20 protein-coding genes and 6 pseudogenes are annotated in these 21,749 nt (G+C 50.0%); 12 read left to right on the top strand and 14 right to left on the bottom strand.

The genetic code is table 11. From position 1 onward, the window contains the following. The first annotated feature begins 18 nt into the window (after window positions 1-18). On the top strand, window positions 19-843 hold the full coding sequence (gene dapD / locus JCM2850_RS06545; RefSeq protein WP_025870649.1) for a 2,3,4,5-tetrahydropyridine-2,6-dicarboxylate N-succinyltransferase: 825 nt from the start codon (window positions 19-21) through the stop codon (window positions 841-843). Between the two features lie 131 nt (window positions 844-974). Here the strand turns inward: dapD and JCM2850_RS21825 are convergent, their stop codons facing one another. The 8 genes from JCM2850_RS21825 to JCM2850_RS06495 all read right to left on the bottom strand — a co-directional run bounded on the left by JCM2850_RS21825 (window position 975) and on the right by JCM2850_RS06495 (window position 6,363). After that, complete coding sequence (locus JCM2850_RS21825; RefSeq protein ID WP_199898268.1) at window positions 975-1,835, bottom strand: calcium-binding protein; 861 nt, start codon at window positions 1,833-1,835, stop codon at window positions 975-977. After that, window positions 1,756-2,283, bottom strand: coding sequence for a hypothetical protein (locus JCM2850_RS20945; RefSeq protein ID WP_081774982.1), 528 nt, complete (start codon window positions 2,281-2,283; stop codon window positions 1,756-1,758). Before JCM2850_RS20945 ends, JCM2850_RS21825 begins: the two co-directional genes overlap by 80 nt. Before the next feature lie 59 nt (window positions 2,284-2,342). Next, window positions 2,343-2,861, bottom strand: coding sequence for a hypothetical protein (locus JCM2850_RS06530; protein ID WP_025870642.1), 519 nt, complete (start codon window positions 2,859-2,861; stop codon window positions 2,343-2,345). A 164-nt stretch (window positions 2,862-3,025) separates the two neighbouring features. After that, window positions 3,026-3,391 (bottom strand): hypothetical protein, encoded by a 366-nt coding sequence (locus JCM2850_RS06525; protein WP_025870640.1) that lies wholly within the window; start codon window positions 3,389-3,391, stop codon window positions 3,026-3,028. Window positions 3,392-4,410: 1,019 nt separating this feature from the next. Beyond that, complete coding sequence (locus tag JCM2850_RS20940; protein ID WP_081774981.1) at window positions 4,411-4,509, bottom strand: calcium-binding protein; 99 nt, start codon at window positions 4,507-4,509, stop codon at window positions 4,411-4,413. A 44-nt stretch (window positions 4,510-4,553) separates the two neighbouring features. Continuing rightward, the gene (locus tag JCM2850_RS06510) at window positions 4,554-4,958 is read right to left on the bottom strand and encodes a hypothetical protein (protein ID WP_148301208.1); all 405 of its coding nucleotides are present in this window, start codon (window positions 4,956-4,958) and stop codon (window positions 4,554-4,556) included. Between the two features lie 666 nt (window positions 4,959-5,624). Next, on the bottom strand, window positions 5,625-5,777 hold the full coding sequence (locus JCM2850_RS21590) for a hypothetical protein (protein ID WP_159105131.1): 153 nt from the start codon (window positions 5,775-5,777) through the stop codon (window positions 5,625-5,627). A 37-nt stretch (window positions 5,778-5,814) separates the two neighbouring features. After that, complete coding sequence (locus JCM2850_RS06495) at window positions 5,815-6,363, bottom strand: hypothetical protein (protein WP_025870631.1); 549 nt, start codon at window positions 6,361-6,363, stop codon at window positions 5,815-5,817. 746 nt (window positions 6,364-7,109) lie between these two features. Between JCM2850_RS06495 and JCM2850_RS22545 the strand changes: the two are divergent. The 6 genes and pseudogenes from JCM2850_RS22545 to JCM2850_RS06460 all read left to right on the top strand — a co-directional run. Further along, a pseudogene (locus JCM2850_RS22545) lies at window positions 7,110-8,278 on the top strand (MHYT domain-containing protein); the annotation flags it as partial. Between the two features lie 42 nt (window positions 8,279-8,320). Continuing rightward, entirely contained in the window at window positions 8,321-9,250 is a 930-nt protein-coding gene (locus JCM2850_RS06480) for an EAL domain-containing protein (protein WP_369384852.1), read from the top strand. 49 nt (window positions 9,251-9,299) lie between these two features. Then, the gene (locus tag JCM2850_RS06475) at window positions 9,300-9,650 is read left to right on the top strand and encodes an ArsC family reductase (RefSeq protein ID WP_025870623.1); all 351 of its coding nucleotides are present in this window, start codon (window positions 9,300-9,302) and stop codon (window positions 9,648-9,650) included. Then, entirely contained in the window at window positions 9,647-10,774 is a 1,128-nt protein-coding gene (dapE, locus tag JCM2850_RS06470) for a succinyl-diaminopimelate desuccinylase (RefSeq protein ID WP_025870621.1), read from the top strand. Before JCM2850_RS06475 ends, dapE begins: the two co-directional genes overlap by 4 nt. After that, window positions 10,771-11,670, top strand: coding sequence for a 50S ribosomal protein L3 N(5)-glutamine methyltransferase (gene prmB, locus JCM2850_RS06465; protein WP_025870619.1), 900 nt, complete (start codon window positions 10,771-10,773; stop codon window positions 11,668-11,670). Before dapE ends, prmB begins: the two co-directional genes overlap by 4 nt. A gap of 26 nt (window positions 11,671-11,696) precedes the next feature. Next, on the top strand, window positions 11,697-12,074 hold the full coding sequence (locus JCM2850_RS06460; RefSeq protein ID WP_025870617.1) for a YidH family protein: 378 nt from the start codon (window positions 11,697-11,699) through the stop codon (window positions 12,072-12,074). Between the two features lie 616 nt (window positions 12,075-12,690). Here JCM2850_RS06460 and rluB read toward each other — a convergent pair. The 6 genes and pseudogenes from rluB to JCM2850_RS17625 form a co-directional block, all read right to left on the bottom strand. Then, window positions 12,691-13,578: pseudogene (gene rluB, locus JCM2850_RS17635) on the bottom strand (23S rRNA pseudouridine(2605) synthase RluB); the annotation flags it as partial. Window positions 13,579-13,668: 90 nt separating this feature from the next. Further along, window positions 13,669-14,198: pseudogene (gene scpB, locus JCM2850_RS17630) on the bottom strand (SMC-Scp complex subunit ScpB). Window positions 14,199-14,323: 125 nt separating this feature from the next. Then, entirely contained in the window at window positions 14,324-15,124 is an 801-nt protein-coding gene (locus JCM2850_RS06445) for a segregation and condensation protein A (RefSeq protein WP_025870615.1), read from the bottom strand. A gap of 33 nt (window positions 15,125-15,157) precedes the next feature. After that, window positions 15,158-15,799: a site-2 protease family protein gene (locus tag JCM2850_RS06440; protein WP_025870613.1), complete on the bottom strand. Its 642-nt coding sequence runs from the start codon at window positions 15,797-15,799 to the stop codon at window positions 15,158-15,160. Then, window positions 15,799-16,428, bottom strand: a complete 630-nt coding sequence (locus JCM2850_RS06435) for an L-threonylcarbamoyladenylate synthase (protein ID WP_025870611.1) — start codon at window positions 16,426-16,428, stop codon at window positions 15,799-15,801. Before JCM2850_RS06435 ends, JCM2850_RS06440 begins: the two co-directional genes overlap by 1 nt. A 129-nt stretch (window positions 16,429-16,557) precedes the next feature. Next, a pseudogene (locus tag JCM2850_RS17625) lies at window positions 16,558-17,432 on the bottom strand (3',5'-nucleoside bisphosphate phosphatase). A 109-nt stretch (window positions 17,433-17,541) separates the two neighbouring features. Here JCM2850_RS17625 and JCM2850_RS17620 point away from each other — a divergent pair. The 5 genes and pseudogenes from JCM2850_RS17620 to JCM2850_RS06405 all read left to right on the top strand — a co-directional run bounded on the left by JCM2850_RS17620 (window position 17,542) and on the right by JCM2850_RS06405 (window position 21,737). Next, window positions 17,542-18,080: pseudogene (locus tag JCM2850_RS17620) on the top strand (septation protein A). Window positions 18,081-18,155: 75 nt separating this feature from the next. Then, window positions 18,156-18,458: a YciI family protein gene (locus JCM2850_RS06420; protein ID WP_025870609.1), complete on the top strand. Its 303-nt coding sequence runs from the start codon at window positions 18,156-18,158 to the stop codon at window positions 18,456-18,458. Between the two features lie 12 nt (window positions 18,459-18,470). Then, window positions 18,471-18,749, top strand: a complete 279-nt coding sequence (locus tag JCM2850_RS06415) for a BolA family protein (protein ID WP_025870607.1) — start codon at window positions 18,471-18,473, stop codon at window positions 18,747-18,749. Between the two features lie 226 nt (window positions 18,750-18,975). Beyond that, window positions 18,976-19,811, top strand: a pseudogene (locus JCM2850_RS17615) (peptidylprolyl isomerase). 153 nt (window positions 19,812-19,964) lie between these two features. Beyond that, window positions 19,965-21,737, top strand: coding sequence for a M61 family metallopeptidase (locus JCM2850_RS06405; protein ID WP_025870606.1), 1,773 nt, complete (start codon window positions 19,965-19,967; stop codon window positions 21,735-21,737). The last annotated feature ends 12 nt before the right edge of the window (window positions 21,738-21,749 follow it).

Here is a 21,749-nt window from a genome sequence, read left to right as displayed (position 1 = left end):
ATTCATCCGGGAACTGTCATGAGTCAATTACAAGCCATTATCGAAGACGCGTTTGAGCGTCGCGCCGAGATTACCCCAGCCACTGCCAGCGCAGAAATCAAAGATGCAGTATTCAGCGTTATCGCTGATCTGGACAGCGGCAAACTGCGCGTTGCCGAGCGTACCGACGGCCAGAACTGGGTGACTCATCAGTGGATCAAGAAGGCAGTGCTGCTGTCCTTCCGTCTGGAAGACAATGTGCTGCTGGATGACGGTGTTACCCGTTATTTCGACAAAGTACCTCCCAAGTTTGCCAACTACACTGAAGCTGATTTCAAGGCTGGCGGTTTCCGCGTAGTACCTAACGCCATCGTGCGTCGCGGCTCTTTCATTGCCAAAAATGCCGTGCTGATGCCTTCCTACGTCAACATCGGCGCTTATGTCGGTGAAGGCACCATGGTAGATACCTGGGCTACCGTAGGCTCCTGCGCCCAGATCGGCAAGAACGTTCACTTGTCTGGCGGTGTTGGTATTGGTGGCGTGCTGGAACCAGTTCAGGCTGGCCCTACCATCATTGGCGACAATTGCTTCATAGGCGCACGCTCTGAAGTGGTTGAAGGCGTTGTGGTTGAAGACAACTGCGTGATTTCCATGGGTGTGTATATCGGCCAAAGCACCAAGATCTACGACCGCGAAACTGGCGAAGTGACCTATGGCCGCGTGCCTTCCGGTTCTGTGGTGGTTTCCGGCAACCTGCCTTCCAAGGATGGTAGCTACAGCCTGTATTGCGCAGTGATTGTGAAGAAAGTGGACGAAAAGACCCTGGGCAAGGTTGGTATCAACGAACTGCTGCGTGGTATCTAAGCGCTAACCTGGTACGCTTTATAGTGCTCAAATATTTATAGTGCCCAAATAATAGTCCTCAAATAAAAACGCCCAGTTTCAACACTGGGCGTTTTTTATTGCCGTTTTAGCAAGGCAAATTCGGCATGCGCTTACTGCCAGTTGGCCGCAATTACTGGCGTCAAGGCATTGTGGTAATCAGCAGGCAAGGAGGTCTGGCCGGGTGCAGGCGGGGCAAATGCCGCCATGGCTTGAATCAGGCTATCTACTTGCTGGTTGATCAAGGCCTGGCCGCTGGATAACTGGAAGCGCTCTATCTGGAATTCGCTGCCAGCAAACCAGTTGCTGATGGTAGCCTTGTCGCTGCTGCCTATGATGCTGAGTTCCAGATCCATGCCTAGCTGTCTGAACCAGAGTTGATCGGCTGCAACGTCCGGCCCTATCAGCATTTGATCCTGATTGCCCGGAGTGGCGTCCTGATCACGGATCACATCCTCACCAGCACCATTACCAAAGATATAGGTGTCATTGCCAAGGCCACCATACAAAGTATCGTTACCTGTGCCTCCATCCAGAGTATCGTTACCCCCACCCGCCATAATCCAGTCATTGCCTGCGCCGCCATTGAGCACATCATTGCCAGTGCCCATGCTCTGCTTGTGCAGGGCAGAATCTGGATTGTTCAGGTCGGCCAGCACACGCTCATAAACAGAGTTATCTAAGGTTTCGGTGATCTGATCTGTATTGCCATTTTTGCCTGCTCCGCCGTCAGCTGCAGTACCCACACCCGCGCCTGCTCCACCTCTGTTAACGCCATTGTTGTATATCACATTGCCGCCAGCCGCCTCAGGCCCCAAGCTTGCGCCCTGGCCTGGGGTAGCAGCTGGCCCTTGACCGGTGCCGCCAGCACCGCCGCCTATGCTGGCAAAGGAATTACCTGAACCAGAGCCACCACCGCCATAGCCACCCGCACCACCACGGCCCAAGCCTGACAGTATCGTTATCTTTTCCACTTGGCGTAGAAACAACACTGCTACCTAATATAATTTCCCTGAGCACATCAAGTACTGTCTCGTACGAGTTATCCATGTTATTGCTAGCAGTTTTTATCAAACTATTCAACTTTGTAAAATCAAGATTTATATCAAGTTTTTCCAACATGGACCCTAACGCTAAGTAATCCGTAATTTTATACATAGAATGATTTTCAAAAGTACTAATTGGGTCAGAAGCTTCCTGAAACAATGGAACTCTATGACCATGTTGATCGAACCCCATAAACTCCCAATTATTGGTAGTAAAATTGATACCATTTTCTGCATAAAAGTTATTATAATTGTCCTTATCCGCGAAACTAGAAAGCCCTTTTTGTGTCCCAATAAGCTTAGAAATTATCGAAAAAGCCTCTTCAATATCGGACTTATCATCTTTACTGAAACCTGCACTATTAAATGTATTCAAGGATATCGGATTTTGCTGATTACCAAATAGCCTAACAAAGGCGGAAGCTAGGTATCCTCCTAGACTGTGTCCATTAACGGAATGAATGTTTCCAAGCCCATTAAGCCTACCTGTGCCTTGGCAGTCTCAGTAGCCCAAACTATCGTTTCAGGAACCCATGCCTGCCCCAATACTGGCAATCTTATTTGTTGGGCTGTCTCACCCGCTGGCGTTGTTTCTCGCAGCCACCAGTTCACCATGTCTACCAATTGGGAGTAAGGCAAACCCTTAGAGTAAAGATATCCATCCTCTACCCAGTCGCCAATTTCCAGTGTGCCTCGCATGGACACATACACTTGATTTTCATATGGAGTATCCGCTTTTCCAAGCCACACAGTTGCATGAAAACTTGATCCATAGCCACTTGCCTGACAAATAACAGAGAAGTTATCAGCAATATATTTAGCTAAAACAGGTGTCATCCGCTTGGATAATGCCAAAGATAAATCTTGAGGATATTGCTCTTCATCCCAAATATCCACATAAGAAGCATCTGACAATAAGGCATTTATGTAAGCATTATTAATTGCATTTTTCATGGAATTACCCCTAAAATATTACTTAGATTTATCAATAACATTAATAGACAACATCTTTACAAATTCTTTAGGACTAAATTTCGGACCACATGATCCTTTGAACAAAATGGGTGGCGATCCTTGAATAAACTCTAATGTAGTTGAAAGTTTTCCTCCAGAAGCGGTCAAAGTATCGTATTCAAAAGCATAATTACCTGTTTCAACATCATAGAAAACGTGACGATAAATCTGCATATCAACCACTTATTATTTATATAAACTGGGGATTCTTTACCTAAAAAAACAGTTATTCCTTTTTTTAGTTCTTTTGATACTTTAATATTTGAATAATCATTACATAAGTGCTCAAATTGATATTTTGCTACTATTTCATCAACTAACGGCAATGGGTATATAATACAAATCAATAAAATCACAAAAATAAATCTTTTATAACTATGTTCAATTAGATTTCTTGCAACAATACGTGATAAATACTCAACAAGTAAAAACCAAACAATCATTACGAATATAATTGCAAATCCAATCATTTATATATCCTAATTTTTCAGATTATTAATTTTATATTTACACATAAACCCACAGAATTAATGCTGAATTATATAAAAATATAAATTTATAGATATGAATAAAATAGAAGGGAATGAGACAATAATTATTGTTACCCTAATTAATAATCTACAATACCAAGATTTAAACCACTTTACTGCAACATATCTACCTAATGCATTAACAATCCCAAACAAAATAACTATAGATATAAAAGGCTGAAATCCATTCATTTAAATATCTTCCAGTTAATTATTAAAAACTTTTACATGGTCCTTTTGACGTTTTTCAACTTCATCTATTTTCTTGTGTTGATATTCTCTTCAGGACAAGGCTGTATTCCGGCTAACTCTTTTATTACTCAATACAGCCACTAATGTGGTTAATATCCAATACTCATAGATACACTTAAGTAACCGGAGGATAACCGCTAGCAAACTCCAATTACTATAATTTGTCAATATATTTGCTTATTTTGTTTATTATCCGTCTGCTTTCCATTTTTTGCTCACCCGCATTTCTCATTGCATACCGCAGATAAACCTCAAACATCAAAATCCTGATAGTGACGTCGAAGCCCCAATAAAACCTGATTACCAAAAGGTAATTTTCATTATGGCCACCCCTCTCACCTTGCCACATAAATTGATTACAAGTTACTGTTTAAAATTTATTAAACATCACGTCTGATTTTGTAAATTTTAAATCGGGGTATGCTGATAAGCCCGGCACAAAAGTGCGGTATCAACAATACTCAGGCTGAGTAGCTGATAGGGTCAGTAATGGGAATACAAAAAAACGCCTGTTGATGCCAGAGGTTTTTTATTACTGCTTTAGTAAGGGAAATTTGGCATGAATTTACTGCCAGCTCACCGCAATTACTGGGGTCAAGGCATTGTGGTAGTTAGCAGGAAAGGAAGTCTGTCCGGGTGCAGGCGGGGCAAAAGCCGCCATGGCTTGAATCAGGCTATCTACTTGCTAGTTGATCAAGGCCTGGCCACTAGATAACTGGAAGCGCTCTCTGGAATTCGCTGCCAGCAAACCAGTTGCTGATGGTGGCAATGTCGCTACTGCCTTTGATGTTGAGTTCTAGATCCATGCCTAGCTGCCTGAACCAGAGTTGATGGACTGCAACTTCCGGCCCTAACCACCAAGGCAGTGGCTATTACCAAAATTAGCATTAATAAAATCAGATAATATCCCCGCATCAATAACAGTAGGTGATGAAACAAAAATCCTTGTGTCAGGAAATAGTTCATCAAATATATTGACTTGTATCTGCGGAGCACTTTGATTAACAGGTGTGGTAATTCTTAACCACCAATTCACCATATCAGCCATTTGAATACTTGCGACACCTGTCACCGTCAATTCAAAATCCTGTGCAAGATCAAACCCACCCTGAGTTGCTCGCATCGAAACATAAACGTTGTCTGCATAAGGTGGCCACACCATGCCTCGCCAAACTGTTGCATTAAAACCTGTATCACCAGTGGAATCTACAATAATAAAGTCATCAGAAATGAACTTAGATAGAGGTAGACTCATTCGAATACATAACACATCGAATTAATTGCGCTCCGCTCATCTTTGACTGAAGACCATCGACGTAAACGACATCAGCCAATAGCGCATTAATACATGCATTATTTATTATTGTCATATGAATTCATAATCATGAAATTCTGATTATAATTTTCTACATTTTTACGCTCAATCTCAATAATTTCCAATTTCTCAAAAAAATCTGAAATGTTAATCTTTTCTCCAGCCTCACAACTTGCCTTATATACAAAGGTCCAACTCCAGATATTTTTGATATCCAACCTCCTTCCGCTGATAATCAGTCATACCTTACAATCTGCTCGTTAGTCTTTGCATCCAAAAATCGCCATATAGCCATGTTGATATTCACCCAGCTATCATCAATTTTTACATGTTCCGGATTTGCCAAATAGACAGTTCGCCCCCTGACAGTTTCTTGATCCACCCAGATCCTTGAATGCTCATGACAAAGTTTCTCAAACTGCCATTTTCCAAAAATCTCATCTATTAGTGGCAAAGTAAATATCAACAACAATGCAGTCCATCTAACAATTAAATTAACCCAATTATTTGAAATTTTATTGAACAAAAAATTTACAAAAAAACGAACAAAACAAAACCACAATCCTATAATAATAAGAAACAAAAAAACCAATCATATGACAAATTTCATAACAATTTCTCATCTAATGTGTCAGGATGATCAATGCGTGGCGTAGTATCTGGTGTTATTCCTAGAGAATTGTGTTTAGGAAAAATCGCCGCACTGCTTAACTCATCGACAACACGATCTGAAGGAATTGCAGAATCTAGAATATCCACATAAGACTAATCCTCAAGCAAAGAATTGATGTAAAAACTATTCATTTATATCATTCTTTATCTCCCAATTTTTTATATCAGAACGCTGTATATAATTAACCCCTAATAGTTTAAAATAATCATCCGAATCAGGCTGGAAAACTGGTCCGCAAAAACCGTAAAATATAAATGGACCATTACTGATAGAGGAAAGAAATGTTTTTGTAATCACACCCCCACTTGCTGAATAAACGTTGTAACTTATAATAATTTCTTTTGTTTTTACATCCACGTAATTCCAAGGTTGTTTTACAATTTTCACCCAGGCATTACTCACCATCTCAACATCATTATCTTGCAAATATATTGTTTTTCCTTCTACCTCCGCACTTATCCATGGGACAGAATTTTCCGTACATATTTTTTCAAATTGATAACTTGCAATAAATTCATCTAGGTACGGCAATAGATAAATGAACATTACAAGAACCAACGTTACAATAAATTTTACAAAATTATTTTTTATTTTGGATGTGATTTTTTTTACTAGAAATAACACCAAATAAAACCAAATTACTAGAATAATTAATATTAATAAACCTGTCATTATTAATCACTCCCATCTACAATATTGCAGTTATTTTTATATCATTTCTTATGATCTTTATTGGCGTTATCGAATAGTGTCGATAACGGCTAACGGCCTACTATAATCCTACGCCATGCACTTGAATTTTTAGACAACCCCAATATAATCATATATTTCGAATCCATACTCATTTCTAAAAGAAACTTAATTCCATTCATTTAAATTGCTTCGATTTAATTTTAGAAATCTTTTATATATTTTTATTTATCTACTTCATCTATTTGCTTGTTTTGATATTTTCTTCTGGACAGGGCTGCATTCCGGTTAGCCCCTTTATTGCTCAATACAGCCACTAATGTGGTTAATGTCTATTACTGATAGATACACTCACGTATCCGTGAGGATAACCGCTAGCAAACACCCATTACTATTAATTGTCAATATATTTGCTTATATTGCTTATTTACCTTTAGCCACTCCATTGCCTGCTCTCCCGCCTTCCCCATTTCAAACCGCAGATAAACCTCAAACGTCAAAATCCCGACAGTGGCGTCGAAGCCCCAACAAAACCTGCCAACCAAAAGGTATTTTTCCCTCGGGCCACCCCTATCAACTTGCTGCACATATTCATTACAAGTCACTGTTTAAAATGAATTAAACATCGCGTCAGAATTTGATGATTTTTAATGATGGATTGCTGACAAGCCGGGCACAAAAGTTGCGCTAGTACTGTTACCCCCCATCTGGGCAATCAAGGAAATATCATGGTTGGCAGTTACGATTACAGGCTGGTGCTTCTCTCTATATTCATTGCGCTGATTTCATCGCTGGCGGCGTTTGTGTTTGTTGGCCGCGTCTCGCGCAATAAGGCAATGATTGCCAAGGCGTGGTTGGTGCTAGGCGCCATTTCCATGGGCTCAGGCATCTGGGCCATGCACTTTATTAATATGCTGGCGTTCTCGCTGCCTACACCTACTGGTTATGGGCTGGACGATACTGTGCTGTCGTGGCTAATTGCGGTGAGTATTTCCTGGCTGGGTCTGGATATTGCCAGCCGCCCTGGGCTTAAGGTGCAGCGTCTGATGGCGGCGGGTGTGATCATGGGGCTGGGGGTGGCGGCCATGCATTACACAGGCATGCATGCCATGCAGATGTTCCCTGCTATTACTTACGACAAACCTTTGCTGCTGCTGTCCATTCTGGTTTCCATCGTCGCTGCGGTGATTGCTTTGTTCATGCTGTTCAAAACCAGCAATCAACCTGGCCAAAACACCTTACGTAATCGTTTGATTGCTGCCTGTGTGATGGCGGCTGGCATTTGCGGTACCCATTATTTGGGCATGGCGGCCGCCGAGTTCCACCCTTATGCGGTGTGCGCCACGGTTTCTGCACTGCCTGCCAGTCTGTTTGCCATCATCATTGCCTTGGGTTCTAGCGCGCTGATTTTGTTTGCCTCCATTCTGGCAATTATGGATACCCAGCAGGACGACCCTGCCAGCCGCCTGCTGGCAGATACTCAAGAGCGCCTCACCCGCATGAATATGCTGGATGTGATAACGCAATTGCCTAACCGTCAGTATTTTCTGCGTCACCTGGGCATAGGCATACGCCGCACTACCCGCCTGGGTAATGCTTTGGCGGTGGCCGTGATCAAGCTGGACAATCTGAAGGGGCTGGCATCAAGCTGGGTGAGCCTGTGCGTGAAGAAATTCTGCGCAAGGCGGGTAAGCGCCTGCAACAGACCATACGTGGCTGTGACATGGCGGCTTATCAGGATCATGACGAGTTTCTGGTGTTGTTTGAGGACATCAAGAATGAGCAGGACATTATGCCCGTGATGCAGCGCATTATTGATATCCTGCGCAGCAATATTGCCATTGAGCATCACGATATCAAATTGACTGTCAGGGCCGGGATTGCGCTTTACCCTGTGCATGGCGATGCCGACAGATTGTTGACCTACGCCCAGGCAGCCATGAACCGGATCAAACCCGGTGATGGCCCTGGCTATCGCCTGTTTGATGCCAGGCTGGAGCCTAGCTCTTATGATCTGCTGGAAACCCATCAAGACTTGCACAATGCCCTGGCACGCAATGAGATGGTGTTGTATTTCGAACCCAGGGCCACGATTTTCAACCAGACCATGACCAGCTTAGAGGTGCAATTACGCTGGCAGCACCCCACCAAGGGCATGATACCCTCTGCCACTTTTGCCCCCATGGCAGAAAGCCTGGGGCTGATGCAAGAAATCAGCAACTGGCTGCTGGAAGAAACCTGTGTGGCTATCAAGCAGTTGCGCAGCCAACATATTACTTTGCCAGTGTGCCTGCCGCTGATGGCCGCCCAATTGCGCCTGCCTGACCTGGCAGAGCGTATTGCTGGCCTGATGCAAAGCCATGACTTACCCAAGGAATCGCTGCTGCTGGAGCTGCCCGAATCTGCCTTTATGCAGCAGCCTGAGCAATATGCCGAACTAGTGAAACAACTGCCTGGCGCTGGCATCAGGCTCAGCCTGGAGAATTTTGGCACCCGTTACTCTTTCCTGCCTTATCTGCAAAACCTGCCCCTGCGCCAGCTCAAGCTCGATCAGCAGTTTACCGCTGACCTGGCAGCCAACCACAAATCGCGGGCGATTGCGGGTGCCATTATCGAACTGGCCCACGCGCATGGTGTCAAGGTGATTGCCGAGCATGTGAGTACGGCTGAAGAGCGCCAGATTCTGGGCAGTCTGGATTGTGATGAACTGCAAGGCTTTATTTATGCCAACCCAGCACCATTGGCGCAATTGCAGCCTTTGCTGAAACCAGTATTTCCCAACTCACCAAGTGATGTAGAAGGCAGCACTACCAGCAGCCAGGCCGCATGGGATGAAGCACCTGCCACATTGAGTGTCCTGCACAGCTAGCTCGCTGGTGTAAAATAGCCCATCTCACTGTTTAACGAAATGATGGTTTATGACGCTATACGGTATTCCCAATTGCAGCACGGTGAAGAAAGCCCGTGTTTGGCTTGAACAGCAAGGCATTGCCTACGATTTTCATGATTTCAAGAAATCCGGCATCAGTGCCGCCACGCTTGAAACTTGGCTACAACAAGTAGAATGGGAAAAGCTAGTAAACCGCGCAGGCATGACCTGGCGCGGCCTCAGTGAGCAGGACAAGGCCGCGGTTACTGATGCCGCTTCTGCCAGCACACTCATGCAATCCCACACTTCCGTCATCAAGCGCCCCATTCTGGTTAAGGATGGCGCAGTCATTGCCGTAGGTTACACCGAGCCAGCTTACGCCAAGCTGTTTCTATCATGAGTGCCACGCTAGACCTGGCGCTGGATTTGCTGGGGCGCAACTCGGTTACGCCTGAAGATGCGGGCTGCCAAGAACTCATGATTTCACGCCTGGAGCCTCTGGGTTTCAAGATAGAGCGCATGCGTTTTGGCGAGGTGGATAATTTCTACGCGCGCCGTGGTGACACAGGCCCGTTGCTGGTGTTTGCTGGCCATACCGATGTAGTACCAACTGGTCCGCTGGCGCAATGGCATACACCACCGTTTGAGCCTACCATCAAGGATGGCATGCTCTATGCCCGCGGTGCCGCCGATATGAAAACCTCGCTCGCCGCGTTTATTACCGCGATTGAGGCTTTTGTCGACCAGCATCCAGATCACCCCGGTTCTATTGGTCTCTTGATCACCTCAGATGAAGAAGGTGTGGCGGTCAACGGCACGGTCAAGGTGGTAGAAGCGCTCAAGGCGCGCAATGAGCGCATTGATTACTGTATTGTCGGCGAGCCTACTTCCAGCAAAGTAGTAGGCGATATGATCAAGAATGGCAGACGCGGCTCACTGTCTGGCAAGCTCATCGTCAAAGGCATACAAGGCCACATTGCCTACCCGCAACTGGTTAAAAACCCTATCCACATGGTGGCCCCGGCGATCAAGGACATGGTGGATACCGTCTGGGACGCGGGTAATGACTACTTCCCGCCCACCTCTTGGCAGATTTCCAACATCAATGGCGGCACAGGGGCCACCAATGTGGTGCCGGGGGAAGTGGAGATTCTGTTCAACTTCCGCTTTTCCACCGCCAGCACCGCCGAAAGCCTGCAACAACGCGTGCATGCCATCTTGGACAGCCACGACCTGGATTACAACCTGACCTGGGAATTATCGGGCAAACCTTTCCTCACACCGGAAGGCAGCCTGGTCAGCGCCATCTCAGGCGCTATTGAGCAAGCCTTTGGCGTCAAGCCTGAGCTATCCACCAGCGGTGGCACTTCCGATGGCCGCTTTATTGCCGACATCGCCGCACAAGTGGTTGAATTCGGCCCGCTCAACGCCACCATCCATAAAATCAATGAGTGTGTTGCCGTGGCCGATATAGAGCCGCTGCAACACGCCTACAAGCTCACACTGGAAGCCTTGTTAACATGATCAAATTTCCCGGCATTACCCAAGAACTTCACACCGTGCGTGACTGGCTAAGATTTGCCGTCAGCCGCTTTGAGGAATCCAGCATCTTTTTTGGTCATGGCACCGATAACGCCTATGACGAAGCCGTATGGCTGGTACTCTCCGCGCTGCATTTACCGCATGACACCCTGGACAATTTTCTTGATGCGCGCCTGCTAGAACCAGAACGCACCCGCCTCAAGGAATTAATCCGCCGCCGCATTACTGACCGCGTACCGACTGCCTATTTGGTCAACGAAGCCTGGCTCAAGGGTTATAAGTTTTACGTCGATGAGCGCGTCATCGTGCCACGCTCCTTCATTGCCGAACTGCTGGAAGACGGCCTCAGCCCCTGGATTGAATACCCCGAGATGATAGAAAGCGCTGCTGATATCTGCACTGGCAGTGGCTGTCTGGGCGTGTTGCTGGCAAATACCTTCCCCAATGCGGCAATTGATGTAGTGGATATCTCGCCCGATGCGCTGGCGGTAGCCAATATCAATATCCGCAACTACGGCCTGGAAGATCAGGTGACGCCTATAGAATCGGATATGTTCAGCAATCTTGAGGGCCGCAGTTACGACCTCATCATCAGCAACCCGCCTTATGTCGATGCGCCTTCCATGGCCTTGCTGCCACAGGAATACCGCAATGAGCCGCAGATTGCGCTGGGCAGTGGCTCTGCCGGACTGGACCATACCGCCACCCTGCTGCGCGAGGCGAAGAAGCACCTCAATGACAATGGCCTACTGGTGGTTGAAATTGGACATAACCGCGATGCGCTGCTCGAAGCCTACCCGCAACTGCCATTCACCTGGCTGGAAGTAGATTCCGGTAATGAGTTTGTCTTCCTGCTGACCAAGGAGCAACTGCCCTGAGGGGCAGTGCAGCAATAGATCACACCATGTCAGCTCAAGCAACTTCAGACCCCAGGGTATTCTTTGCCGCTGAGCGCACCCTGCTGGCCTGGCTGCGCTCTGGCCTGACCTTGATGGCACTGGGCTTTGTTGTCGCCAGGTTTGGCCTTTTCCTCACGCTGCTGGCACCGGGCGCGGTAGATCACTTGCTATCGCACCGCTGGGTTTCGGATTTGCTGGGGATTTTGCTGGTGTTGAGTGGCGTGGCGGTCATACTCTGCGCGCAATACAATCACCGTCGCTACATTGCCAGCCTGCCGCCAATTGATGTGCCGCGCATGGCCCTGCCCTGGTTGCCTACCGTGCTGTCTATCGCAGTGGCCTTGGCCGGACTGCTGCTGGCCATAGATTTAATGCTGTTTTAGCCTGTCCAGTGTCATGCAGCGTGCTGCATGACAAATGCAAAAACAAAACGCGTCATTTTGCAGATGACGCGTTTTTTGTTTTATGGCTGGCAGACTAGACATTGCCAGCACTTATTGCCAGCGATTAGCTTGCTCGCCTACGGCTTGCGGCGTTTAGCCGGGGTAGTTCCATCAGCAGTTCGTGGTGCGCTGCGTGGAGCTCTGGCGGCAGAAGTGCGCGCTGAGCCTGCGCGGCTTGCAGGGGTGCGCTTGGCAGCTGGCTTGCTCTCGGCTACATCCGCGTCCTGACGGATACGGCGTTTGACGGGCTTGCGTGTCATGCCTTCAACAGGTTTGCCACCTGCACCACGACGCGGAGAGGCAGCAGGTCTTTCTGGGCGCTCAAATTCACGGCTGACGCGTTCACGACCGCGCTCAGTACGGCTGTCGCCACGAGCAGCAGCACTATCTCGTCTGCCGCGAGCTTCACGAGCGGGCTCACCCTGCTCAGAGGCTTCGTCACGACGTGGCCTGCGGCCTTGTTGATCATATTCGCGCCTGATGCCTTCCTCGCGCGTCTTGGTCACGCGGCGTGGGCCACGGCTTTCCACAGGCGCACCGGGTTCATCAAAGCGTGAGCGTCTGGCTTTAGGGGTATACACCTTGCCAAACTTTTCTTTCTCGCGCGGGGAAAGTTGAGGCAGTGGGCCTTTGGGCACTTCTAGCTCTGCCCATTCCATCAAGCCCAATACCTCCTTGGCATCCAGATGCATCATCTGGCCACGCTTGAGGCGTGGTGGCAGGTTGATGGCACCAAAGCGTACGCGTATCAAACGGCTCACTGGCTTCTGGAAAGCTTCAAACAAGCGGCGCACTTCACGATTGCGGCCCTCGCGCAGCACCACTTCATACCAGTGGTTGGCACCCTCGCCGCCCTGGGCACGTATGCTGTCAAAATTGGCCGGGCCATCGTCCAGCTCTATGCCGTAGGTCAATTGCGCCATTTCGCCCTCGGTCAATTCACCGAAAATACGCACCGCATACTCACGCTCAACTTCATAGCGCGGGTGCATAAAGCGATTGGCCAATTCACCCGAGGTGGTGAAAATCAGCAAACCCGAGGTATTCATATCCAGACGGCCTATGGCTATCCATTTGCCACCGCGTACGCGCGGCAGCTTGTCGAATACCGAGCGCGGTTTTCCGGGTCGTCCTGGCTGACAATCTCGCCTTCAGGTTTGTGATAAAGCAGCACCTGCGGCAATTCAGCCTCAAACGGCAGATTGAGCGGACGGCTGTCCAGACGCACTACATCGCTCGCCACCACGCCAGCGCCAACTTCAGCTACCTTGCCATTGATGGTGATGCGGCCACTGGCAATCAGGGTTTCCATGTCACGGCGCGAACCCAGGCCAGCCAGCGCCAGCAGTTTGTGCAGCCGTTGCGGCGTGGCTTCGGGATCGACCGCTACCGGTTTGGCAAGGGGACTGCGGGTGTTGCGTTGTTGCTTGAAAGGACGAGCCATGGAGGTAACCTAGCGAGAGCTGCTTGAGAATATTGCCGCTATTATAAGCCAGCAACCCCCCTTACGCCCTGATGCATTTAGATTTCCCGCTCAGATTTCGATATCCAGCGGAATTTCCTGCTGCACAAAATGCTGGATGGGCGGCAGCTCAGACAAGGCACGCAGGCCCAGATCGTCCAGAAAAGTCTTAGTAGTGGCATACAGCGAGGGACGGCCAGGCACATCGCGCTGACCGACAATATCTATCCAGTTGCGCTCTAGGAATTGGCGCATGATATTGGGGTTGACCGCCACCCCGCGGATTTCTTCAATATCCCCGCGCGTAACGGGCTGCCTGTAGGCAATGATGGCCAGGATTTCCAGCGCCGCGCGTGAATACCGTGCCGGGCGCTCAGGGTTAAGCCTGGCGATAAACGGTGCCAAATCTGCCTGGCCTGGAAGCGCCAGCCACTGGCCACCTGGACCAGTTCCATGCTGCGGCCCTGCCAATCCTGTCTGAGTTCATCTAGCAACATGCGTAAGGTGGCACGCTCCATACGCCCGGCAAAAGGCCGTAGCAGACTATCCAGCGATAGTGGCTCGCCCGCTGTCAGCAGCACGGCTTCCAGCACCTGCTTCATTTCGGCAATGCCCTGCACCTCCCAAGCCGCAGTGGCGGGGGCAGGCGTGGCCTGATCAGCAGAGGCCTTGTTGTTGGAAGTATCGTTCATATTCATGAGTGCTTGTTTTTTGCGGTCAGCCCGGTCTAATGACTGCTAAGCAGCGGCGCATCTGCCGCCTGCAAATAAATCGGGCTGAAAGGCTGTTGCTGGGTAATACGCAACAAGCCCTCGCGTGCCAGTTCCAGAATCGCCAGAAAATACACCACCAGCTTGGGCAGGCCGTCATTCACCACATCAAATAACTGGCTGAACTCCAGCAGGGTTTCATGCTGTAGCCTGCGCAGCACCAGGCTCATGTGCTCACGCACGGATAACTCGGCACGCCCCACACGGTGATGCTGAAAATGACTGGCGCGCTTCAGCACCGCCTGCCAGGCTGACATCAACTCATCAAAGCTGACCTCGGGCCAGACGGTTTCTGCCACATGTTCGTAGTAAGCCCGCGCCACCTGAATTTCCTGCCCGGCCTGCGGCAGCTGGTCCAGACGTTCTGCTGCCAGTTTGATGGCTTCATATTCCATCAGGCGGCGTACCAGTTCAGCGCGTGGGTCTTCTTCATGCGCCATGGCTTCAGGCTTGGGCAACAGCATGCGTGACTTGATCTCGATCAGCATGGCCGACATCAATAGATAGTCGGCCGCCAGCTCCAGCCTGTCTTCGCGCATTTTTTCAACATAACCCATATATTGCAGCGTGAGTTCTGCCATGGGGATATCAAGAATATCGAGGTTGTGCTTGCGTATCAGGTAGAGCAGCAGGTCTAGCGGGCCTTCAAAGGCATCCAGATATACCTCTAGCGCGTCCGGCGGAATGTATAAATCCTGCGGGATAGTATCCAGCTGTTCGCCATAGATACGGACATCAATCGGCAACTGACTGCTCATGTCAGCGCCCCGCTAGGTGGCAGATAGCCAGGCTTATCCAAAAATGCCACCAAACACTCTCAGCAGCAGCTGGATAATAGGCAGCATGATGGTGGATAAGATGCCAGTGAACAGCAACACCAGCAAAATAATGAAGCCATAGCGTTCCAGCTGGGCAAACTTGTACGCCATCTGGTTAGGCAACAGGCTTACCGCAATACGACCGCCATCCAACGGTGGTAATGGCAGCAGGTTAAGCACCATCAGCACAATATTAATCAGAATCCCGGCCTGCCCCATCAAGCCCAAAGGCACACCCACTGTTGCGGGCAAGCTCATGGACAACTTATAGGCCAAAGCCCATAACACCGCCATCAGCAGGTTGGACAATGGGCCAGCCGCAGCCACCCAGCGCATATTGTGCTTGGGGTTTTGCAGGCGCGAATAATCCACCGGCACGGGCTTAGCCCAGCCAAACATAAAAGGGCTACCCACGGCTAGCAGCACTATGGGGAGGGCGATAGTACCGATAGGGTCAATATGCTTGAGCGGATTGAGCGTAATTCTGCCCAGGCTTTCCGCGGTGGTATCGCCAAAATACTTGGCCACATAGCCATGTGCTGCTTCGTGCACGGTAATGGCAAAAATCACAGGCAGGGCATAAATGGCAATCTGTTGTACCAGCGACAGCTCCATTACGCCTCCAGCCCAAAGGGTGCAGGGTCTCCCCCGCCAAGCCGGATCAAGGCTGGGCTTTCACCCGTCAGGTCTATCACCGTAGTGGCTTCAATGGCACAGGCTCCGGCATCAATCACCAAATCCAGCTGGTGCTCAAGTTCATCGCGGATTTCCCAACCTTCATTATGCGGAGCATCATGCCCAGGCAGTTGCAGCGTCATGCTGAGCATGGGCTCGTTCAACTCTTCAAGCAGGGCTAGAGTCACGGCATGTTGCGGCACACGCAGCCCCACAGTGCTGCGCTTGGGGTGTTGCAGCCTACGCGGCACTTCACGCGTGGCCTTGAGAATAAAGGTGTACTGCCCTGGGGTATTGGCCTTGAGCAGACGAAACTGGCTGTTATCCACCTGGGCATAGGTGGCCAGCTCGGCCAGATTGCGGCAGACCAGGGTGAAATGGTGGCTGTCATCCACGCCACGGATGGCGCGTATGCGGTCTTGCGCCTCTTTGTTGCCCAGCATGCAGCCCAGCGCATAGCTGGAGTCTGTGGGATAGGCAATTACGCCACCGTCACGCAGGATAGCCACCGCCTGATTTATGAGGCGGGACTGGGGATTATCTGGATGAATTACAAAATATTGCGCCAACTTGTGATGACCTCTGGTGATGAGCGATGGATAGAACTGCAAATATCTGAATCGACAGCGCTTGCATGGAAAAGCCAGTGCCTAAAAAACCAGCGCAGGCGATGGCAATATTTATGACAAGATATTAAATCATGAAGCCAGTGCTGTTGCCTGTGCATTCAAGCCTAGTGTTTCCGGCCAATCCTGCCATAGCGGTACACAGCCACGCGGCAACTCGGGCAAACGTCCCATCTCGATATACGCATGGCTAGCGCATGATAATCGGAACCTAATGAAGACTTGAGCCCAAACATCGCCGCCAGCTTGGCGTATTCCTGATACTGATCTACGGTATGACTGCCTGTCACCACTTCAATTGCCGCCCCGCCAAGATTGCGAAACTCTTCCAGCAGCAACAGCATATTGCTGCGCCCAAAGTCGTAACGTCCCGGGTGTGCAAGCACGGCTTCGCCGCCACTGCCCTTGATCCAGCCTATGACATCTTCCAGACTGGCCCATTCATGCTCGAAATAGCCAGGCTTGCCTTTGACCAGATAGCGCTTGAATATACTCTTGATATTGGAGGCATAACCTTTATCCATCAGGTAACGTGCAAAATGCGCGCGGCTGATGATGCCCTGCTGGGCATGGGCATAAGCCCCTTCCAGACTACCCTCAATGCCAAATTTGCTCAGGCTTGCGGCCATGCCGACTGCACGTAAATGACGTCCGGCACGGATTTTTTCAAGCCCGGCACGCAAAGGCTCGTAGTCAGGGTCCACACGCAACCCCACCACATGGATGGTACGTCTGCGCCAGGTGACCGAGATTTCCACGCCGTTGATGAATTGCATGTCGTGCTCGGCGGCCACTTTGGCTGCCACCGCCAGGCCAGCGGTATCATCATGATCGGTCAGGGCCAGCACCTTCACACCCTGAGCAGCCGCATGCGCTACCAATGCCTCGGGCGCAAGTAGGCCGTCAGATACGGTGGAATGGCTGTGCAGATCAATCAGGGCGGGCATGGAGTGGCTGGGTAATAACGGCTTGTTAGACTTGCGGAATCATAGCAAAATACCGCTTAACCTAAAACCTAACCTGGGTTCGCACTGCGGATCTGCCTCGGACAAGCGCATGAAGTTTCTTTACGACTTATTCCCCGTCATTCTTTTCTTTATCGTTTACAAGTTTTTCGGCATTTATGAAGCCACGGCCGCAGCCATGGTGGCCACCATCGCGCAGATCATCTGGGCCAAGGTCACCACAGGCAAGATCGATGTAACCCTCATCATCAGCGGCGTGATCATTGTGGTGTTTGGTGGTGCCACGCTCTGGCTGCATAACGAAAACTTCATCAAGTGGAAACCCACCGTGCTGTACTGGATTTTCACCGTGGCCCTGATAGGCAGCCAGTTGCTGTTCAAGCGCAACCTGATCCGCAGCCTGATGCAACAACAGATAGCCATGCCTGACCCTATCTGGGGCAGGCTCAATCTGGCTTGGGCCATCTTCTTCTTGTTGCTGGGCTTCCTTAATCTCTACGTGGCCTTCAATTACTCCACAGAAACCTGGTTGATTTCAAACTGTTTGGCACCATGGGCCTGATGTTTGTGTTTGTGATTGGCCAAACCTTGCTGCTCAACAAATACATCACCGCGCAAGACCCCAAATAAAGCCCTGGCAGTTACCGCCCAACCCAGCCATTTTCTGTTATTCAACAGCAAGTTACCCCTAGAGGAACCCCTAGCATGTGGTATGCCATCATTGCCGAAGATCACCCCAATAGCCTGGAAAAACGCCTGGCAGCCAGGCCTCCTCACCTTGAGCGCCTGCAAGCTTTGCAGCAGCAAGGTCGTTTGTTGCTGGCTGGCCCCTTCCCGGCGATTGATAGTGTAGACCCAGGGGCCGCTGGCTTTAGTGGCAGCCTGATTGTGGCTGAATTTGATTCCCTAGAATCCGCGCAGGAATGGGCGAATCTTGATCCTTTTGTGAACGCTGGCGTTTATGCCACTGTCACAGTCAAACCTTTTAGAAAAACCCTGCCTGTTTAACGCGCTGCAAATATGACGCTGATCGAAGAAATCCGTAGCAAGCTTGCCGTGCTGGAGCCAAGCCATATCGAGATTCGTGACGATAGCGCGCTACATAAAGGACATGCTGGTAATACTGGTGGTGGGCATTTTCAGCTGACCATCATCAGCGCACAATTTAAGGGATTATCCCAGGTGATGCGGCACAGGCAGATTTACTCGGCCTTAAGTGGCATGATACCCACACGCATCCATGCACTGAGTATTCAGGCTTACAGCAGTGACGAAACTAGTGAAGAAACCCCAGACTAGTTCTGATTTCATCAAATATTAGTTTCACAATAATAAGGAATAATAGCCTGCACACATATCCAGATGACCTACAAATGCCGTAGCATTCTGAATGAGTGGTTCAGCCCAGCTTGAAAAACTGGCACAAATATAATTACACACAGCGTTATTGCTTATTTATTTGCTTTTAAATTACTATAAAAATCTTCGTACTCCTTTTCCTAAAAAATCCGATTAAGGAACAAACATGAAACTCACCACTGGCGCATTGATCGCAACCCTGGCTTTTGGCCTGATCCAACCTGCATTTGCAGCTGGCAGCGCTGGCAATCTGGCCACTGTTAACGGCAAGCCCATCAAGCAATCCCTGTATGACTTCATCGCCAAGGAAGCATCAGCACGCGGCCAGACCGTTGATGACAACGTCAAGAATGTAATTATCAACAAGCTGATTGGCAGCGAGTTGGTGTACCAAGAAGCGCAACGCACTGGCCTGGACAAGCAGCCTGATTATCAAGCCAAGGAAGAACTGGCCCGCCGTGAGCTGCTGGTTAACAGCTTCCTGCAGGATTATGTCAAGAAGCACCCAGTCAGCGATGCCGACGTTAAGCTGGCTTACGAAAAGTACAAGCAAGAACTGGGTGACAAGGAATACAGCGCACGTCATATCCTGGTAGGCACAGAAGCTGAAGCCAAGGACATCATTGCTCAACTCGGCAAAGGTGGCGATTTTGCCAAGCTGGCCAAGGAAAAATCCAAGGACCCAGGTTCTCAGGAAAAAGGCGGTGATCTGGGCTGGTTTGCCCCCGCTGGCATGGTCAAGCCTTTCAGCGAAGCCGTTGCCAAGCTGCAAAAAGGCAAGTACACCACACTCCAGTACAAACCCAGTTTGGCTGGCACGTCATCAAGCTGGAAGATACCCGCGCTACTCAGCCACCAGCATTCGATGAAGTGAAGGAAGGCCTGCAAAAGCAACTGCAACAGCGTAACCTGGAAAAGCTGCTGACAGACCTGCGCGCCAAGGCCAAGATTGAAGGCCCAGCTGGCGCCGCTGCACCAGCCGCTGCCCCAGCTGCCAAGTAATCTGCTTTAAGCGTATCAAAAGCCTGTCTGATGCCAGGCTTTTCAATAAAAACCTGCTTAATCGCAGGTTTTTTACCATACAGCGGCTGGGGTATAGCCGCTGTAGCCTACCCAGCCTGCTAACATAAGCCTTTAACCTGACCTGATCGCCGCATGAAACCACACGCCATACACTACGAAGTGCGCATGGATGCGCCGCAATCTCATTTGTTTGCGGTGGATTGCCATATCGCTGACCCTGACCCACAAGGCCAGCAGCTCACCCTGCCCGCCTGGCTGCCTGGTAGTTATCTGGTGCGAGATTTTGCGCGGCATATCGTCAAGCTCAGCGCCAGCCAGGGCGGCCAAGCGCTGGCAGTACGCAAGCTGGACAAAAGTCGCTGGCAAGTGGAAGCGCTAGCCGGGGCAAACAGCAAGCAGCCGCTGATCATCAGTTACCAGGTTTATGCCTATGATTTGTCGGTACGCACTGCTTATCTTGATCACACGCGGGCCTATTTCAATGGCAGCAGCCTGTTTTTGCAGGTCGAGGGACAGCAAGAACAGCCCGTCAGCGTCACCCTGCACAAACCGGGCAAACCTTATGCCCACTGGCAAGTGGCCACCACCCTGCCTGCACGCAAGGTAGATAAGCAGGGATATGGACTTTATAGCGCTGAGAATTATCTGAGCCTGATTGATTTCCCGGTAGAGATAGGCGAGCTGGCGATTGCGGAATTCAAGGCCATGGGCGTGCCGCACAGGTTGATTGTGTCTGGTCGCCACCGTGCTGATCTCAAGACCATCAGCCGCGACCTCAAGCGCATTTGTGAGCATCACATCCGCTTCTTTGGTGAGGCACCATTTCAGCGTTATGATTTTCTGCTTTATGCAGCAGCCGATAATCAATACGGCGGGCTGGAACACTGCGACTCCACTAGCTTGATCTGCCCACGCAGTTGGTTACCTGTCAAAGGCGAACAGCACGACACCAGCAACTATCAGGACTTCTTGGGTTTATGCAGCCATGAGTATTTCCATGCCTGGCACGTCAAGCGCATACGCCCCAAGATATTTGGCCAGCCCGATTTAAGCCGTGAGGCTTATACGCGCCTGCTGTGGGTATTCGAGGGTTTCACCGCTTACTACGACACCCTGGCGCTGGTGCGTTGCGGCCTCATGAGCGAGCAGGAATACCTGGCGGCACTGGATAAAGACATCACGCGTTATCTACGCACGCCTGGACGCCAGATACAGCCATTGGAAGACTCCAGCTTTGATACCTGGATCAAGCTGTATAAACCCGACGAAAACACGCCCAACAGCCAGATCAGTTACTACCTCAAAGGCTCTCTGGTGGCGTTGGCGATGGATCTTAGCCTCAGGCTCAAGGGCAAATCGCTGGATATGGTCATGCACGCACTGTGGCAGCGCTACAGCAATTCCGGCCTGCTGGTAGAAGAAGACAGCATGCAGGCACTGATTGCCGAAGTCTGCGGCCAAAAACTGGCCACCCTGTTCCGTGATTGTGTACAAGGCGTAGGTGATCCACCGCTGAAAACCTTGCTGGCGAAATTTGGCCTTGAACTCAGCACACCCAAGCCCGGCGAGGCCGACCTGGTACGCCAGCAACTCGGGCTGCAACTGGCGGCAGATGATACCCGCATCAGCCACGTATTTAGTGGCAGTGCGGCGGAACAAGCCGGGCTGGCGGCGGGCGATGTCATTATTGCCCATGATGAACTCAAAGCCAGCGCCAAGAGCTTGAAGCAGCTCCTCAAGCGCCAGCCAGGCAAGATCAAGCTGCATTACTTCCGCAGGGATGAACTGCTCAGCACCACGCTGCAAGTGCGAGATCATGCGCTGGAAGGCAGCAAGCTCAGCATCAAGCAAGCAGCCAGCGCCAAGCAGCAGCAATTGCGCCAGCACTGGCTTGGTGCAAATTGATACAATAGCCAT

Origin of the sequence: Methylobacillus glycogenes JCM 2850 (assembly GCF_000617925.1) — a bacterium.
Classification (GTDB): domain Bacteria; phylum Pseudomonadota; class Gammaproteobacteria; order Burkholderiales; family Methylophilaceae; genus Methylobacillus; species Methylobacillus glycogenes.
This window is presented reverse-complemented; position numbering and strand designations above follow the sequence as displayed.

Excerpts from the sequence above, each read along its gene's own strand:
- dapD (WP_025870649.1), top strand. The coding sequence starts at position 19 with ATGAGTCAATTACAAGCCATTATCGAAGACGCGTTTGAGCGTCGCGCC.
- JCM2850_RS06530 (WP_025870642.1), bottom strand. The coding sequence starts at position 2,861 with ATGAAAAATGCAATTAATAATGCTTACATAAATGCCTTATTGTCAGAT.
- JCM2850_RS06525 (WP_025870640.1), bottom strand. The coding sequence starts at position 3,391 with ATGATTGGATTTGCAATTATATTCGTAATGATTGTTTGGTTTTTACTT.
- JCM2850_RS20940 (WP_081774981.1), bottom strand. The coding sequence starts at position 4,509 with ATGGATCTAGAACTCAACATCAAAGGCAGTAGCGACATTGCCACCATC.
- JCM2850_RS06510 (WP_148301208.1), bottom strand. The coding sequence starts at position 4,958 with ATGAGTCTACCTCTATCTAAGTTCATTTCTGATGACTTTATTATTGTA.
- JCM2850_RS06495 (WP_025870631.1), bottom strand. The coding sequence starts at position 6,363 with ATGACAGGTTTATTAATATTAATTATTCTAGTAATTTGGTTTTATTTG.
- JCM2850_RS06480 (WP_369384852.1), top strand. The coding sequence starts at position 8,321 with ATGAACCGGATCAAACCCGGTGATGGCCCTGGCTATCGCCTGTTTGAT.
- JCM2850_RS06475 (WP_025870623.1), top strand. The coding sequence starts at position 9,300 with ATGACGCTATACGGTATTCCCAATTGCAGCACGGTGAAGAAAGCCCGT.
- dapE (WP_025870621.1), top strand. The coding sequence starts at position 9,647 with ATGAGTGCCACGCTAGACCTGGCGCTGGATTTGCTGGGGCGCAACTCG.
- prmB (WP_025870619.1), top strand. The coding sequence starts at position 10,771 with ATGATCAAATTTCCCGGCATTACCCAAGAACTTCACACCGTGCGTGAC.
- JCM2850_RS06460 (WP_025870617.1), top strand. The coding sequence starts at position 11,697 with ATGTCAGCTCAAGCAACTTCAGACCCCAGGGTATTCTTTGCCGCTGAG.
- JCM2850_RS06445 (WP_025870615.1), bottom strand. The coding sequence starts at position 15,124 with ATGAGCAGTCAGTTGCCGATTGATGTCCGTATCTATGGCGAACAGCTG.
- JCM2850_RS06440 (WP_025870613.1), bottom strand. The coding sequence starts at position 15,799 with ATGGAGCTGTCGCTGGTACAACAGATTGCCATTTATGCCCTGCCTGTG.
- JCM2850_RS06420 (WP_025870609.1), top strand. The coding sequence starts at position 18,156 with ATGTGGTATGCCATCATTGCCGAAGATCACCCCAATAGCCTGGAAAAA.
- JCM2850_RS06415 (WP_025870607.1), top strand. The coding sequence starts at position 18,471 with ATGACGCTGATCGAAGAAATCCGTAGCAAGCTTGCCGTGCTGGAGCCA.
- JCM2850_RS06405 (WP_025870606.1), top strand. The coding sequence starts at position 19,965 with ATGAAACCACACGCCATACACTACGAAGTGCGCATGGATGCGCCGCAA.